The organism is Paenibacillus sp. sgz302190, from assembly GCF_059820445.1.
In genome coordinates, this window is record NZ_JBZYAO010000016.1 from 48,475 (window position 1) to 61,974 (window position 13,500).

The 13,500-nt window shown below is 53.5% G+C and carries 14 protein-coding genes; 7 read left to right on the plus strand and 7 right to left on the minus strand.

The genetic code is table 11. The annotated features are described in order from the left end of the window. Positions 1–602: 602 nt before the first annotated feature. The 3 genes from AC6RNO_RS18600 to AC6RNO_RS18610 form a co-directional block, all read right to left on the minus strand. Entirely contained in the window at positions 603–1,019 is a 417-nt protein-coding gene (locus AC6RNO_RS18600) for a hypothetical protein (RefSeq protein WP_497106323.1), read from the minus strand. Positions 1,020–1,578: 559 nt separating this feature from the next. Continuing rightward, positions 1,579–1,857, minus strand: coding sequence for a hypothetical protein (locus AC6RNO_RS18605; protein WP_497106324.1), 279 nt, complete (start codon positions 1,855–1,857; stop codon positions 1,579–1,581). Beyond that, entirely contained in the window at positions 1,833–2,108 is a 276-nt protein-coding gene (locus AC6RNO_RS18610; RefSeq protein WP_497106325.1) for a hypothetical protein, read from the minus strand. The genes AC6RNO_RS18605 and AC6RNO_RS18610 overlap by 25 nt, the downstream gene beginning before the upstream one ends. Before the next feature lie 245 nt (positions 2,109–2,353). Here AC6RNO_RS18610 and AC6RNO_RS18615 point away from each other — a divergent pair, with 245 nt between their 5' ends. Next, entirely contained in the window at positions 2,354–2,674 is a 321-nt protein-coding gene (locus AC6RNO_RS18615; protein WP_488436883.1) for a hypothetical protein, read from the plus strand. 101 nt (positions 2,675–2,775) lie between these two features. On the opposite strand, the gene AC6RNO_RS18620 is transcribed toward AC6RNO_RS18615, so the two are convergent. Beyond that, positions 2,776–3,741, minus strand: coding sequence for an aldolase catalytic domain-containing protein (locus AC6RNO_RS18620; protein ID WP_474685416.1), 966 nt, complete (start codon positions 3,739–3,741; stop codon positions 2,776–2,778). Positions 3,742–3,911: 170 nt separating this feature from the next. Here AC6RNO_RS18620 and AC6RNO_RS18625 point away from each other — a divergent pair, with 170 nt between their 5' ends. Together AC6RNO_RS18625 and AC6RNO_RS18630 are read left to right on the plus strand one after the other, a co-directional pair. Continuing rightward, positions 3,912–4,718 (plus strand): inositol monophosphatase family protein, encoded by an 807-nt coding sequence (locus AC6RNO_RS18625; RefSeq protein WP_497106326.1) that lies wholly within the window; start codon positions 3,912–3,914, stop codon positions 4,716–4,718. A 60-nt stretch (positions 4,719–4,778) separates the two neighbouring features. Further along, positions 4,779–5,198, plus strand: a complete 420-nt coding sequence (locus AC6RNO_RS18630; RefSeq protein WP_474685414.1) for a hypothetical protein — start codon at positions 4,779–4,781, stop codon at positions 5,196–5,198. A 350-nt stretch (positions 5,199–5,548) separates the two neighbouring features. Here the strand turns inward: AC6RNO_RS18630 and AC6RNO_RS18635 are convergent, their stop codons facing one another. Next, a complete protein-coding gene (locus AC6RNO_RS18635) occupies positions 5,549–5,791 on the minus strand; it encodes a hypothetical protein (RefSeq protein WP_497106327.1) in 243 nt (80 codons plus the stop codon). A gap of 357 nt (positions 5,792–6,148) precedes the next feature. Between AC6RNO_RS18635 and AC6RNO_RS18640 the strand changes: the two genes are divergently transcribed. Next, positions 6,149–7,441, plus strand: a complete 1,293-nt coding sequence (locus tag AC6RNO_RS18640) for an arsenic transporter (RefSeq protein ID WP_488436880.1) — start codon at positions 6,149–6,151, stop codon at positions 7,439–7,441. Between the two features lie 164 nt (positions 7,442–7,605). Here the strand turns inward: AC6RNO_RS18640 and AC6RNO_RS18645 are convergent, their stop codons facing one another. Continuing rightward, entirely contained in the window at positions 7,606–8,868 is a 1,263-nt protein-coding gene (locus AC6RNO_RS18645) for a BaiN/RdsA family NAD(P)/FAD-dependent oxidoreductase (protein WP_474685410.1), read from the minus strand. 210 nt (positions 8,869–9,078) lie between these two features. On the opposite strand from AC6RNO_RS18645, the gene AC6RNO_RS18650 reads away from it, so the two are divergent. Continuing rightward, positions 9,079–9,651 (plus strand): hypothetical protein, encoded by a 573-nt coding sequence (locus AC6RNO_RS18650; RefSeq protein ID WP_497106328.1) that lies wholly within the window; start codon positions 9,079–9,081, stop codon positions 9,649–9,651. Between the two features lie 116 nt (positions 9,652–9,767). Next, positions 9,768–10,100: a hypothetical protein gene (locus tag AC6RNO_RS18655; RefSeq protein WP_497106329.1), complete on the plus strand. Its 333-nt coding sequence runs from the start codon at positions 9,768–9,770 to the stop codon at positions 10,098–10,100. Between the two features lie 152 nt (positions 10,101–10,252). Here the strand turns inward: AC6RNO_RS18655 and AC6RNO_RS18660 are convergent, their stop codons facing one another. Next, a complete protein-coding gene (locus AC6RNO_RS18660) occupies positions 10,253–11,146 on the minus strand; it encodes an FAD:protein FMN transferase (protein WP_497106330.1) in 894 nt (297 codons plus the stop codon). 237 nt (positions 11,147–11,383) lie between these two features. Between AC6RNO_RS18660 and AC6RNO_RS18665 the strand changes: the two genes are divergently transcribed. Next, complete coding sequence (locus AC6RNO_RS18665; protein ID WP_497106331.1) at positions 11,384–13,495, plus strand: glycosyltransferase family 39 protein; 2,112 nt, start codon at positions 11,384–11,386, stop codon at positions 13,493–13,495. The last annotated feature ends 5 nt before the right edge of the window (positions 13,496–13,500 follow it).

Here is a 13,500-nt window from a genome sequence, read left to right on the forward strand (position 1 = left end):
ACATATTGATTTCAAGTTGAATCACGTTGGTGAGCCATATGCCTTAGTAGGGCACGTACGGTTCGATAAGGTGGAAGCCATGAGAGTGGTTTCCCTACTTTATATTTAAAAGATCTATGCTCGGTGCTAGAGACAGTTAATACGGCTGCACTCTAATTGTTTTTGACCAATACATCTTGTCAATTACCCTGGCTATTGTAAGCTGGAGGGTGACTTTCTTTTTGCCTATTTTATCTATTCCATGGTACGAGATAGACTGATCCCAAAATAAAACAGAGGCGAATTGGCTTAAAAGTCTTGATCCGCCTCGTTCGTTGTGTCACGCCACTGATAGCTAGCCCAACACCTGACAGGTATCGGGATTGAATAATTAAAAAAAGTGCTACTTATTCTTTCGATAATAAAAAAAATAAAAAGTTAGTTGTGAAAGTATAAAGATAGTTAAGAAAGTGGTTATATATTTTAAAAAGGTTGCTTCCGGGTTAGAACTATAGGTTGAGAAGATAACAACAGGCAGAATCACAAGAAAGTCGAAATAGTATCTCTTCTTTGTAATATATACCCGGAAGTATTTGCTCATTTTTTACATTTCACCTCAATTCCTAGGGTCTACCGAATGAATCGGGAATACCGATAGGATTGTCATAAAATAGTGCCCCTGTATCCTTATATGATTGATAGAATTGAGTAATTGCGTATGATATAAGTGCTCCAGCGAATATTGTAATTGAATTTTTTGCTGCACTCGATGGTTGAATACTACTTTTTTTACTGATCAAATCGAGAGAAGTTGATGTGGCAAGGCTTACTGAACCAGAAATATAGCCGTTATAATCTTGAAGGTCAGCAACAAAGCGAGGGCTAATCCATAAATGCACAGCGCCGTACCATTTAACATCGTAATCAAAATAGTTATCAGTGTCAATATCACCAATAATTATGTTTGTCGTAATATCAGGTCTTTTGGGCTTAAGCGATCCTTCAGGTGTTTCTTCTAGAATAGTACCTTCATTAAGCATAGACTCTACAGTAGCATTCGCCCCCTTGATGAGTTGTTGAGCCTGCTTAATTTCACTCTGTGTTAGACCATTTGTTCTAGCTTCTTTTACGTCTAGGCTAAATTGTTTATTATCAATTACTTTAACATACGGTGAAGCTTTCTCAATAATGTCTTGGGGGGTAAACTCTTTCTCAGCAAAGGCAATTGAAGCTGTTGATGAGACCTGTATTCCGTGACATAAAGAACAACCGCGGCTTCAAAAAATTCCTGCTTCGAGGCTTACCCAAAGTAAGTTTGGAGGTCGGGTGGCTTTCGCATGCCCATAATTTGCTGAAGAAAGCGGCAGTAGACGCAAAAAGCAAAGGAGTTAAGCACATGCAAGGCGCTTAACTCCTTTGTTTAGTAAAAATTTATTTTTCCTGATTATAGGTTATGTCCATAGCCTATTTAATTTTCACTTCTGGGACAGCCTCTCAATTAAGATATACAGTGACACTTCATATTTGAACTACTTGCTGTGTTGAGAATCAGCTTCAAACATGCCAGTTAAGTTTACATAATGAGGGCTTTTTGACGTCTTATACGATGTCGCGGACGATAATTTCGCCGAGATATCTTCCGAGATCGACCGGACCATACCCGGTTTGCGTCGGCGCTGTAATGCTCGCATCTACGACAATCTGCGCCGTATTGCCTACTAGCACGCCTGCAGCAAGCAGTGCATCTGCGGAAGCTGTCGCCACATTCTGCTCATTCCCGCCATTCGCTGCAGTAAATAAAGGAACGGTCAGTACGATGATGCCAAGAATATTTAAGATTTGCAGCGTTGCGCTTACGAATGCCGTTTCATTGGCCAAAACACGCTTACTGGCAAAGCTACGGCAAGAATAGGCAGTCCAGGGATGACGAAGGTGCTCCGCAAAGTAACGGTTTGTCCCGGAACATTATTGGGAGACCAAATATAAGCGGTGCTTCCGTTAACCGCCGGGGACAGAAGCGACGGGAGAGTCGCAACGGCCGCCGTAGGAAGAGTTCCCGGAGGAGCTGCGGTGTCGGCAATTACCTGCGTGTTGGTTGTCGTTGTAAAAGCTTGTAAAGCAAGAGCCATATAAATATCGCCTCCATAGTAGGTTATGCCTCTTTTGGCATGATTTATATTATGTTTGTCTATTACTCTACGATTGGACAGGTTGAGTGGTATAAAGACCAATTTTTTTTTTGAATGATTTTGTCGAAAGCGCCATCCCAATGATGTTGCCCTGCATCGGCCTAGTTCATATGCAGCATTTGCCACATAAAATAGCAGCAAGATCTGCAATGGCTGTTAAAGATGAACGTAAAGGAGCGCTGCGTATGAGCCTTTCTCCCAGAAGAAAAGCGTTTGCCGGACCGCTGCAAAAAGTTGTGATCATGCTCGAGGATCATGATGCCACAGGAAAAGTGTATGCGGAAATCAACGGGTTTCTTACATCGAAAGATACGTTGATCGAGGCGATTAGAAGAATAGAGGCCGGCAACATTTACGCCGATGAAGCATGCACAAAGTTGGTCGACGACGAATATATCGAAGCCTACAGAAAAATACCTTCCGGCCAAAAAGACGATGAGTTCGTGTTTTTAATCGACCGGCGGTTTGCGGAGAACCATATCGTAGGGGCGAGACTGGTAAAATAACGTTCGCACCGTTATCCGGCAAGCAAAAACACCCCTTGGCACGGCAGAGAGAACGGATCTCTTCGGCCGGGACCAAGGGGTGTTGGCGTCGTGCGCTTAAATTATTCTTTGTGAGCTACAGGCACAGTTTCCGGGGAAGTCAACTTATCGTAGAAATCTACGAACTTGTCTCTGTCCGGGCTGTTCAGGTGCGCCATCGCAGTGCGCGGATGCTCATCCAGCGCGCCGACGATCATGTATGGAATGAGGTAGCCCCAATCCCATTTTTGACGCATGGCGATCATGTGCTTCTCGATAATTTCCAGCACCGGACGCACGTCGTAGCGCGGGTTTTTCAAATGGCTGAGCAGCAGCTCGGTGGTGCAGTTGCCGGCGGCGCGGCCCATTCCGTACACGGAGGAATCCAGGAAGGCAACGCCTTTGTCCGCCCCCATGATCGTGTTGGAGAAAGCAAGCTGCAAATTGTTGTGCATGTGCAGGCCGAGCTCTTTTTCAGGCAGCAAGCGCTGGAATTTCGCCACGAGGTAGTCGATGTCCTTGTAATTCATGCTGCCGTAGGAGTCTACGATATAGACGACGTCAACCGGGCTTTTGTTGATTTCTTCGAAAGCTTCCACGAGTTCGTTTTCCATGACATGCGAAAGCGCCATGATGTTCAGCGACGTTTCGTATCCCATGTCGTGGAATTTTTGAACGAGCTCAAGACCTTTATCTACATCTTTGATGTAGCAAGCGACGCGGATCAAGTCCAGCAGACTGTCTTCGCGAGGCAAAATATCTTTCTCATCGACACGGCCGATATCCACAAGGGCGGAAAGCTTGGTGTCGGTTTTTTGCGTAATCACGTCTCTCAGAAACGATTCGTTCAAAAATCTCCAAGGACCGGAAGCCCCGCCTTTCAGCAGTTTTTCCGAGTTTTTGTAGCCGATTTCCATATATTCGACGCCGGCTGCGCTCAAACCGCGATACATGTCTTTGACAAACTCTACGCTAAAATCCCAATCGTTGACCAGACCGCCGTCGCGAATCGTGCAGTCCAAAATTTTGTGTTGATGATGCTTGACCATGCTCTGTATACCCCTTCCCGCTTGTCAAAATATCGGATCTGATTTTGCTATATTATGACTTATCTTCCGCATGCTTGTCAATGAACAGATGCCGCATGCCAAAGCAACTTTCCCGCCGCGCCTGCGTTTATAGGGTATAAAGTTTGTGTAAAAGAACAGGAGGTGCCCGGGTGAATCTCGAGATTCGGACATTGGCGCAAGAAGTTGCCGTAAAAGCCGCCCGGCAGGCAGGCGAGCTGGCGAGAGAACGATTTGGCGGCAAACTGGATATCCGGCATAAAGACAGCCGGGGAGATCTGGTCACGGAAGTCGATATTATGGCGGACAAGCTGATCGTGGAGGAGATCGGACGGCATTTTCCGGATCACCGTATTTTCAGCGAAGAAGCGGGGGCTGGCGGCGCCGACAGCGATTGGGTCTGGCATGTCGATCCGCTGGACGGCACGAACAATTTTGCGCTTGGCATTCCGCTCTACGGCGTTTCGATCTCGCTAAGCTTCCGGGGACAAATCACCGTCGGCGTCGTGCACGATTCTGCGCTCCGGCAGACGTATTCGGCGATCCGCGGCGGTGGAGCTTGGCTGAAGGATGCGAGGCTGGAGGCGAAGCCCCGGGGAGCTTTGGTCAAATCCACGATTTCGTGGATTCAGGGCCACATCGTCGGCAAGGACGACGTCCTGGCGCTGAAGCTCAGGCATACGCTGGAGCAGCGGCTCAAAAGAGTGCTGCGCGTATGGGCGCCGTCGCTGACCTGGGGCATGCTCGCCAGAGGCGACCTGCACGGGATCGTGCTGTACAACTCCGAAGGCGAGGATTTGTACGCGGGGCTGCTGCTTGCCCTGGAAGCAGGGGTCAAGGTTACGGATTTCGCCGGAAATCCGGTCACCGGCGGGGAGACGCCGACGCCTTATCTGGTCGCGGCAGCGCCCGAATACCACGATGAGCTGCTGCGTATCGTGCAGGAAGTTATAGAATAGGACGAGATTGCAGAAGCTAGTGGCAGACTTTACAATTTGGATGCAGAAAGGATGCCGGATATGAACAGTTCTACTCCGATTTTTTTCGAATTTGCGCAGGAACGCGATGCGCTTCTGGCGCTTGATACGCTGGAAGAGCTTGGCTACGAGCCCGAATTGCTTCCTGAGACCGAGCGGCCGACTTTGCACATTCATATCGACGACCAGGAGCTTACGTCAGCATTGGAAATTGCCCAAGCGCACGGGGGCAAACTGGTCGAGCGCCAGCAAAGCCGGTCCGAAGGGGACACTTATGCGATGGCCTACGATCTGGAGAATTCGATCCGCATTCCGGCGCATACGGTGAATGAAGATTGGCCCGAAGGCTATGCGGAGCAAAACGGCCCGGCAGCGGCGGACGCGGTGCCGACCGACGACGAGGCCGCCTTCGACCCGTCCGCGGACGACTACAACCGCTTCAGCGCGGGAATCCGCTTTTGAGGCAGGCGCCGCCGGGAGGGCGCCCCCACGATCGTTTCGTGGGGGCGTTTTTGTTGTGCGGGGCAAGCCTATTTTTGGAGCGGCGGTGATTGGGCCGGCGATGTTTGCCGATGGTTGCGCAGCTCCTAGCGCGCCCAGCCCCCAGCGTGCGCAGCACTACCCACCCGTGCGCAGCACTACCCAGCGTGCGCAGCACCACCCAGCGTGCGCAGCACTACCCAGCGTGCGCAGCACAACCCAGCGTGCGCAGCACCACCCACCCGTGCGCAGCACCACCCACCGTGCGGTGGTGGTGTGCTGCATGAGGGTGGTCGGTCGAGTCAGGCTTTTGGGAAAGCCGCACGCGCACGCTAGAGCCGGTATTGCACATTCTCATCTGGCTCTGGTTGCGCGAAGAAAACCTGCAAAAGTACAGTTTTTGCTCGGTTGAAACGCCGGTGACGAAAAATCCCTGCAATTGTGCAGGCTTTTCGCCGCGAACATGGGCTCAGATCCATTTTCATCGAAAATTCCTGCACTTTCGCAGGCTTTTCGCCAAAATGGACCACTTTCACGGGGAAAACCTGCACTTTTGCAGGTTTTCTTCCAGTCAAGCCGCCTTGTGTCCCCTATTTCAGCGCCGCAACCCGTGCAGGAGAGGTGCGGGTTAGAGAAGATCTGCTGCGGCCGTCGAGTTGTCCGGCTGCCGTCATGCAGCGCAACGCTGCATGCTGGAGCTGTGCGCAGTGCGCAGTGCGCAGTGCGAAAACTGCCGCGGCTGCACGTATCCCCCATGCGGAACGGTGAAAGCGAGCGGGAATTCCTTTGCAGAAGCGGTTCAACAAAGCGGGCCGGTACGCTTTTTTCGACATACGCTTTTTTCGAGTGTTTCGGTTTTATGCAGTTTGTTTTACAATGGATAGTATCGCTGTGCTGAAAGGCCGGCTATATTGTCGAATTTTGGGGGAAATATGATTGTTTTAGCTTGTTTGTTGTTTGCGGTAACCATTGCTTTGGTGATTTGGCAGCCCAGAGGGCTCGGAATCGGCTGGACGGCGTCGGGAGGGGCGCTGCTGGCGCTTTTGCTTGGTGTAGTGACCTGGCACAATGTAATCGAAGTTACCGGTATTGTGTGGAATGCCACGCTGGCGTTTGTCGCGATCATTTTGAACTCGCTGCTGCTCGATGAGATCGGCTTTTTCGAGTGGGCGGCGCTGCATATGGCGCGTCTGGCAAAGGGCAGCGGAAGACGCATGTTCGTATACGCGGTCCTGCTCGGCGCAGCCGTATCGGGGCTGTTCGCGAATGACGGGGCGGCGCTCATTTTGACGCCGATTGTTCTCGCGGTGGTGCGCGCGCTGAAGTTCGAGCAGGCGATGGTGCTGCCTTTTATTATGGCGGGCGGATTTATCGCCGATACGGCGTCGCTGCCGCTCACCGTCAGCAATTTGACGAATATCGTGTCTGCGGACTATTTCGGCATCGGTTTTGGAGAATACGCATCGCGCATGCTCGTGCCGAACCTGTTCTCGATTGGAGCCAGCCTGCTGATGCTGTACCTCGTCTACCGCAAGCGAATGCCGCGGCAAATCGATGTGTCCGCGCTCAAGCAGCCGCGCGAGGCGATCAAAGACATGCGCTTGTTCCGCTTGGCGTGGATCATTCTCGGCATTATGCTGGCGGGATTTTTTGCCAGCGAGTTTATCAAGATTCCCGTCAGCATGATCACCGGCCTGGCGACGCTGTTTTTCCTGATTGCCGCCGGACGGAGCAAGACCGTGAATGTCCGCAAAATCGTCAAGGAAGCGCCCTGGACGATCGTCGTTTTTTCTATCGGCATGTATGTGGTCGTATATGGGCTCAAAAACGCGGGACTAACGGACCTGCTTGGCAAGCTGATTCAGGCTTCGGCGGATTACGGCTTGTACGCGGGAACGCTGGGCATGGGTTTCCTTGCGGCGGTATTGTCCTCGATCATGAACAATCTGCCTACTCTTATGATCGACGCGCTCGCCATTCACGGCACGCAGACCGAAGGAATCATGCGCGAGGCGCTGATTTACGCCAACGTCATCGGCACCGACCTCGGGCCGAAAATCACCCCGATCGGCTCCCTGGCCACGCTGTTGTGGCTGCATATTTTGTCCCGCAAGGACGTGAAGATTACGTGGGGGTACTATTTCAAAATCGGCTTCGTACTGACTGTTCCAACCTTGTTTGTGACGCTTACAGGACTTTATTTATGGCTCAAATGGATTCATTGAGGTGGATGAGAAGCGGCACCGCCGCGGCGGCCAAGCTTTTCCGGCTGTATCCCGGCCGCTGCTGCTGCGGACAGCTGGCCGCGAACGAGCCGGCTATCCGTTTTTGGCGCAGTGTCTACGAAGCGCAGCAGTGCGAGTTTTACAAATTGGGGAGAGAAGAGGACCTACAGTTCCAGCGCAGCTGCGCTTAGGCCCGCCGTATAGCCCGTCGCAAAAGCAGCCGTGATGTTGTAGCCCCCGGTGTAGCCGTGAATATCGAGAATTTCCCCGCAGAAAAACAGCCCGTCCATGAGCTTGGACTGCATCGTCCGCGGGTCGATTTCTTTGAGATGGACGCCGCCGCCGGTGACGAAAGCTTCCTCCAGAGAAAGCGTGCCGTGAACGGAGACGGGAAAAGCTTTCAGCAGCTTGCTCAGTTCCAGCCAGTTCTGCTTCGGAATATGGTCGAAGGTCAACTGCCCGTCCAGGCCGGCTTTGTCCAGCAAAAGCGGAATCAGCCGCTCGGATACGAGGCTTTTCAGCACGTTCTTGATCGCTTTTTTGGCCTCCGCTTTGGCGAGATCCAGGCTTTCGCCGAACACTTCGTCCATGCTCCGATCCGGAAAAAGGTCGATCGTCAGCAGCACTTCTTTCCGTTCGGACTTGGGCAGCTCTTTGACGACGAACTGGCTGCAGCGCAGGGCAATCGGGCCGGATAAGCCGAAATGGGTAAACAAAAGATCGCCGCGATGGGTGATGACGGCTTTGTCCTTCGCGTTCCATACCGACAAAGCCGCGTCCCGCAGGGCAAGGCCCTGCAGCTCCCGGCTGCGGATGAAAGGCTCCTTCGAGGTCAAAGGGACCTCGGTTGGAAACAGCTCCGTAATGGTGTGCCCGGCATCCTTCGCCCATTCGTAGCCGTCGCCCGTCGAGCCGGTGTGCGGCACGGAGCAGCCGCCGGAAGCGACGATGACGGAGCGGCTGCGGAACGTTTCGCCACTGCGCGTACGGATGCCGCGGACATGTCCGTCTTCGTACAGCACCTTGGCGACCGGACTGTTCGTGCGGATGTCCACGCCTTGCTTGCGGACTTGATTCACGAGCGCGTCGACGACCGTTTTGGCTTTGTCCGTGACCGGAAACATGCGTCCGTTGTCTTCCTCTTTCAAGCGGATGCCCAAATTTTCAAAGAACGCGATAATATCGCGGTTGCCGAACCGGGAGAACGCGCTGTGCAAAAAGCGTCCGTTGCCCGGAATATGCCGGATCAGCTCATCCATATCCTTATTGTTCGTCACGTTGCATCTTCCGCCGCCGGAGATGCCGAGCTTGCGACCCAACTTGTCCCCTTTATCCACAAGCAATACTTTCGCGCCGCCGGCACTGGCGGCAATACCTGCCATCAATCCGGCTGATCCGCCGCCGATAACAATCACATCATAGTTCATTGCAAAAGCCCCTACACGATTATTTCTTCCATAATAGCACGGGAGCGCGGCAGTTCAAAACAAACGCCCGATGAAGGCCGGAAGTGTTTCAGGAAACTTTCATTTTACGTTCATGCGATGTTCATCTGGATTTGGTACGTTGATGCTGGAGCGATGGAGAATACATACGACATTCAGGCACGACCCAAATTCGATGAGGAGGACTCGCCAATGAACATTTCCAGTTCAACCGTCAGTTATTTGTACAGGCAATCTTTGCAAACTTCCGCCAGCTCGGAAAGCGGAGGTTCATGCAGCACGTCCGAAAGCAGCAGCAGTTCCAGCTCAAGCAATTCCGCCGACTCCGTGGAGTTGAGCTCCGCAGCTTTGCAGCTTTACGCGCAGTTACAAAATTCTTCTTCCGATTCTTCCGGGACCGGAGAAGGAGTTACTTCCATAGATACAGGGGATACGTCTTCTATTGCAGCATCGATATCCTCGGGCAAAAAGCCTATGGGACCTCCTCCTGGGGGCATGCCTCCGGGTGGGGGACCAGGCGGGCCAGGAGGACCCGGCGGCGCCGGCGGACCTCAAGGAGCCTCCTCCAAGGAGGATGACTCGCTCCAGTCGATTCTTCAGACGCTGAAAAGCGATGATGACGATGATGACGACAGCACCTCAAGCAGTACGAGCAGCAGCAGCAGCTCTACCAACAGTTTGCAGGAGCTTTTGAAAAAAGCTTACAGCTTAGGCAAAGCGGACGCTGCATCGGAGACAGCCTCCGTCCTGAACGTGCAGGCTTAATCAGCAAAAAAACGGCGGCCTTTGGAGCGTAAAACTCCAGGGCCGCTTTTGTTTTGGCTCCGCGCGGAATCGTGGCATGCCTCTGCATCGGTCCCCCGCCAAGGGGCGGGGTTCGCATGCAGCAGCCGGCAATTGCCGGCAATCGCGCAGAAATCTGCCTGGCTGCACGAAGAAAACCTGCAAAAATACATGAATTTGCGTCCTTGATCGCTGGTCGCGAACAATTCCTGCAAAAGTGCAGGCTTTTCATCCGAACTTATGGACGCAGACTCACTTCCAGCGAAAATTCCTGCACTTTTGCAGGTATTTCGCCAAAATTAGCCGATTTCGCAGAAAAAACCTGCACTTTCGCAGGTTTTCTCCTTACCAAGCTGCCTCCTGCCCAGTTGTGCGGTTCCACGACCCACACCGGAGAGGTGCCGCTGGGGAAAAGCAGGCTCTCCCGCTAAGCGGAGCCCCTCTGGTTCCCCTATCCCTAACAAAGTGCCGCGACTTTCTCGGGCGATCTGACAATCGCGGGCTTCTCAGGCTCGCCAAAGCCCCGGGCCCCGCTCGCCAGAGCCTGGACCCCGCGCGCCAAAGCCACCGGGCCCCTGCTCGCTCAGGAAGCCTCCTGTCTGAAATGATAATGATCGATGCTCATATCCAGCCAGGTTTTGCCGAGCGATTCCTTTTTGCCGAAGTAGTGGATTTGCCTGTTGGTCGAAATCAGGATGGCCTCGCACATCGTTGTGCGCTCCGATAGCAGCGCAAGACCTGCCTCGATGCCCAGTGTGCAGATCGCTTTGGCCCATACATGGCATTCGATGACATCCTGGCCGATGACCGTGCATTGCTCCACGTCGCTGTCGCCGGGCACGGGGTTTTCATATTTGCTGTACGTGGACAAAGCTCCTTGGGGCAGAGCGACGCCGCCCACCTTCATATTGCCGTTCCACGGGTTCTGAATGCCGATGATCCAGGGGTCAAGCTGGCGCAGGGCTCTTCCCCATGCGGTCAGACTGCCTCCGGCGAGAATGAGGCCTTGTTTCAGTTCCATGCCGGTCTGCATGTACTCGGCCATTTTTTTCACGGACCAGCTCGTTTCGATGCCCCCCAGATCGATGATGGAATGCTCGGGAAGCGTAATGGACTTCTGAACGGGATCCATTTTCCAGAGCAGTGCCGGCTTTTTGGAGTTGGCCGTTTGCGCCTCGCCGCTGTTAAGCAGGGGGAAAAACCCGCCCTCGGTCGCCGTTTGATAAGCCTCTGCCAAAAAAAGTACTTCCAACATCGTGTTCGAAACCATACAGCTTTCGCCGGCCAACGTATTTAACAAGCTGATTTCGCTATCGGCCAAATTGCGGCTGAAGCGTTTTTCTGCGCTTCGGAACCAATCCACGGCAAGCTTCTCGACGACGAGAGCATCCTTGTCTTCGCACCTGAGCAGCAGCTCTACGTCCACTTGCATGGCCTGAAAGCGAAACGGATGGAAGGACTCTGTGATAAGTTCCATAATGCTTCCCCTCTTTTCATGTACTGCCTCTTGAATGATGTATTTAGTATAAAATCGACAGCTGAGATGAACTTGATTGTTTGCTGAAAAATCACTGAATGTTTCCTGTTCCAACCATTTCAGCATAGGCTCAGAAAGCTTTCACTAAAAACTCAGGGGGCTTTCAGCTAGGATTCAGCAACGGTGATTAAAGTGTTAGGTGTAAAGGGAAATCAATCAAGGGGTGAACGACCGAATATGAAAACAAAACGATATCAACAAGTGGATATCAGCCTTATTTTGATCGCGTTGCTGGCTGCTTTCCTTAACATGTATAACATTTGGACGGATAAAACGGTGAATGCCTACTACACTTCGGCTGTCACCAGCATGCTGCAAAGCTTTCATAATTTTTTCTTTGCTTCCTTCGATCCGGGCGGTTATGTAACGGTGGATAAGCCGCCGGTGACGTTCTGGGTGCAGACGCTCAGCGCCTACATCTTCGGGCTGCACGGCTGGAGCGTGATTTTGCCGCAAGCTCTGGCGGGCGTCGGGTCGGTGCTGCTCATCTACGTGATCGTGAAGCCGAGTTTCGGCCGTACGGCGGCGCGGCTGGCGAGTCTGGTCTTTGCTTGTACGCCGATCGCGGCGGCGGTCAGCAGAACGAACAATGTGGACAGCTTACTTGTATTCACATTGGTATCGGCAACCTGGATGCTGTTCCGGGGCATTCGCAGACAGCAGTGGGGCTGGGTGATCGCAGCGTTCGCTGCCGTCGGTGTCGGGTTTAATATCAAAATGCTGCAAGCTTACATGGTAGTGCCCGCTTTTTATTTCTTTTATCTGATCGCGGCCAAGGTGAACTGGAAGAAAAAACTGAGCGTACTGGCCGCGTCATCCATAGTTTTGGCGGCTGTATCTTTATCCTGGGCGGTAGTCGTGGACTCGATCCCGCAAGACAAGCGCCCGTATATGGGCAGCAGCCAAACGAACTCGGTGCTGGAGCTTGCTTTTGGCTATAACGGCGTGTCGCGTTTGACGGGCATGAAGGGAGGGCCTGGCGGCGGAGGCGGCGGCCAGATGCAAATGCCGAACGGCGAGGGCCGTTCGCAGGACGGCGGCCGCATGAACCGCGAGGACGGCGGCACGCCGAACAGCGAAGCGGCCGCAGACCGCAACGGCGGCATGGCTAGCGGCGGCCAGAACGGCGGCGTGCCGGACGGCGGTGCGTCGAACGGGCAGATGCCGAACTTCGGCGGCCAAGGCTTCTCCGGAGGCGGAGGCGGCCCGGGAGGCCCCGGCGGTCCGGGCGGCGGAGGCGCGTTCAACACCGGCCAAGCCGGGCCGCTGCGCCTGTTCCAATCGGCGCTGTCCGGTCAAATCAGCTGGCTGATTCCTTTTGCAGCCATTGGCGCACTCGCGCTGCTGGCAGGCATCCGAAGAAGAACGCCGCTTACTCACAAGCAGCAAGAAACGTTGTTCTGGCTGGCCTGGCTGCTGCCGGCTATGGGATTTTTCAGTATCGCCGGCTTCTTCCATCAATATTATTTGATCATGCTGGCTGCGCCGATCGCGGCGCTTGCCGGAGCCGGTTGGGTGGAGCTGTGGCACCGCTACCGCGACAGAGCGGGCTGGCAAACATGGCTGCTGCCGGCGGCGATTTTGGGAACGACAGCTTTTGAAGTGTACATTATTTACCCTTACAATGCGCAAATCGGTTACAGTTGGGCGGCTGGAGTCGGCGCCGCGGGTGTCATCATGACCCTGCTGCTGCTCATCGCCGCCAAAAAAGAACAGCTGGCGCACACCGCAGCCATGCTCGGATTGCTGTCGCTGCTCGCGGCGCCTCTGTTCTGGGCGGCAACGCCGCTTCTGTACGGCGGCAACAGCATGCTGCCCGAGGCGGGGCCCAGCTTGATGAGAAGCGGCGGCATGGGCCGGATGGGCGGCGGTATGAACGAGCAGGTCAACACCAAGCTGCTGGACTACGTGACCAAAAACAATACCGGCGAGAAGTACCTGTTCGCGGTATCCAGCGCCACTTCGGCGTCGCCGTATATTATTCAGACCGGCAAGCCGGTCATGGCTATGGGGGGCTTTTCGGGTTCCGACCCGATTTTGACGGTAGATAAATTAAAGCAAATGATTGCCAATAAAGAGATCAAATACTTCCTGTTATCGTCCGGTGGATTCGGCGGCGAGAGAGGAAACTCGGAAGTCATTACCTGGATCAAAGAACACAGCAAGGAAATTCCATCGTCGGAGTGGCAATCGGCAACGTCGTCGCAAAACCAGGATGGCGGGCGCGGCGGTCCGATGGGAATGGGCGGAAGAGACGGCAACTCGACACTGTATGAAATTACTCAATAAACCGA

What these genes read in the sequence shown, in the direction of transcription:
- AC6RNO_RS18615 (WP_488436883.1), top strand. Translation starts at nt 2,354, where the DNA reads ATGAGCCTTTCTCCCAGAAGAAAAGCGTTTGCCGGACCGCTGCAAAAA.
- AC6RNO_RS18665 (WP_497106331.1), top strand. Translation starts at nt 11,384, where the DNA reads ATGAAAACAAAACGATATCAACAAGTGGATATCAGCCTTATTTTGATC.
- AC6RNO_RS18645 (WP_474685410.1), bottom strand. Translation starts at nt 8,868, where the DNA reads ATGAACTATGATGTGATTGTTATCGGCGGCGGATCAGCCGGATTGATG.
- AC6RNO_RS18660 (WP_497106330.1), bottom strand. Translation starts at nt 11,146, where the DNA reads ATGGAACTTATCACAGAGTCCTTCCATCCGTTTCGCTTTCAGGCCATG.
- AC6RNO_RS18640 (WP_488436880.1), top strand. Translation starts at nt 6,149, where the DNA reads ATGATTGTTTTAGCTTGTTTGTTGTTTGCGGTAACCATTGCTTTGGTG.
- AC6RNO_RS18650 (WP_497106328.1), top strand. Translation starts at nt 9,079, where the DNA reads ATGAACATTTCCAGTTCAACCGTCAGTTATTTGTACAGGCAATCTTTG.
- AC6RNO_RS18610 (WP_497106325.1), bottom strand. Translation starts at nt 2,108, where the DNA reads ATGGCTCTTGCTTTACAAGCTTTTACAACGACAACCAACACGCAGGTA.
- AC6RNO_RS18655 (WP_497106329.1), top strand. Translation starts at nt 9,768, where the DNA reads ATGCAGCAGCCGGCAATTGCCGGCAATCGCGCAGAAATCTGCCTGGCT.
- AC6RNO_RS18600 (WP_497106323.1), bottom strand. Translation starts at nt 1,019, where the DNA reads ATGCTTAATGAAGGTACTATTCTAGAAGAAACACCTGAAGGATCGCTT.
- AC6RNO_RS18620 (WP_474685416.1), bottom strand. Translation starts at nt 3,741, where the DNA reads ATGGTCAAGCATCATCAACACAAAATTTTGGACTGCACGATTCGCGAC.
- AC6RNO_RS18630 (WP_474685414.1), top strand. Translation starts at nt 4,779, where the DNA reads ATGAACAGTTCTACTCCGATTTTTTTCGAATTTGCGCAGGAACGCGAT.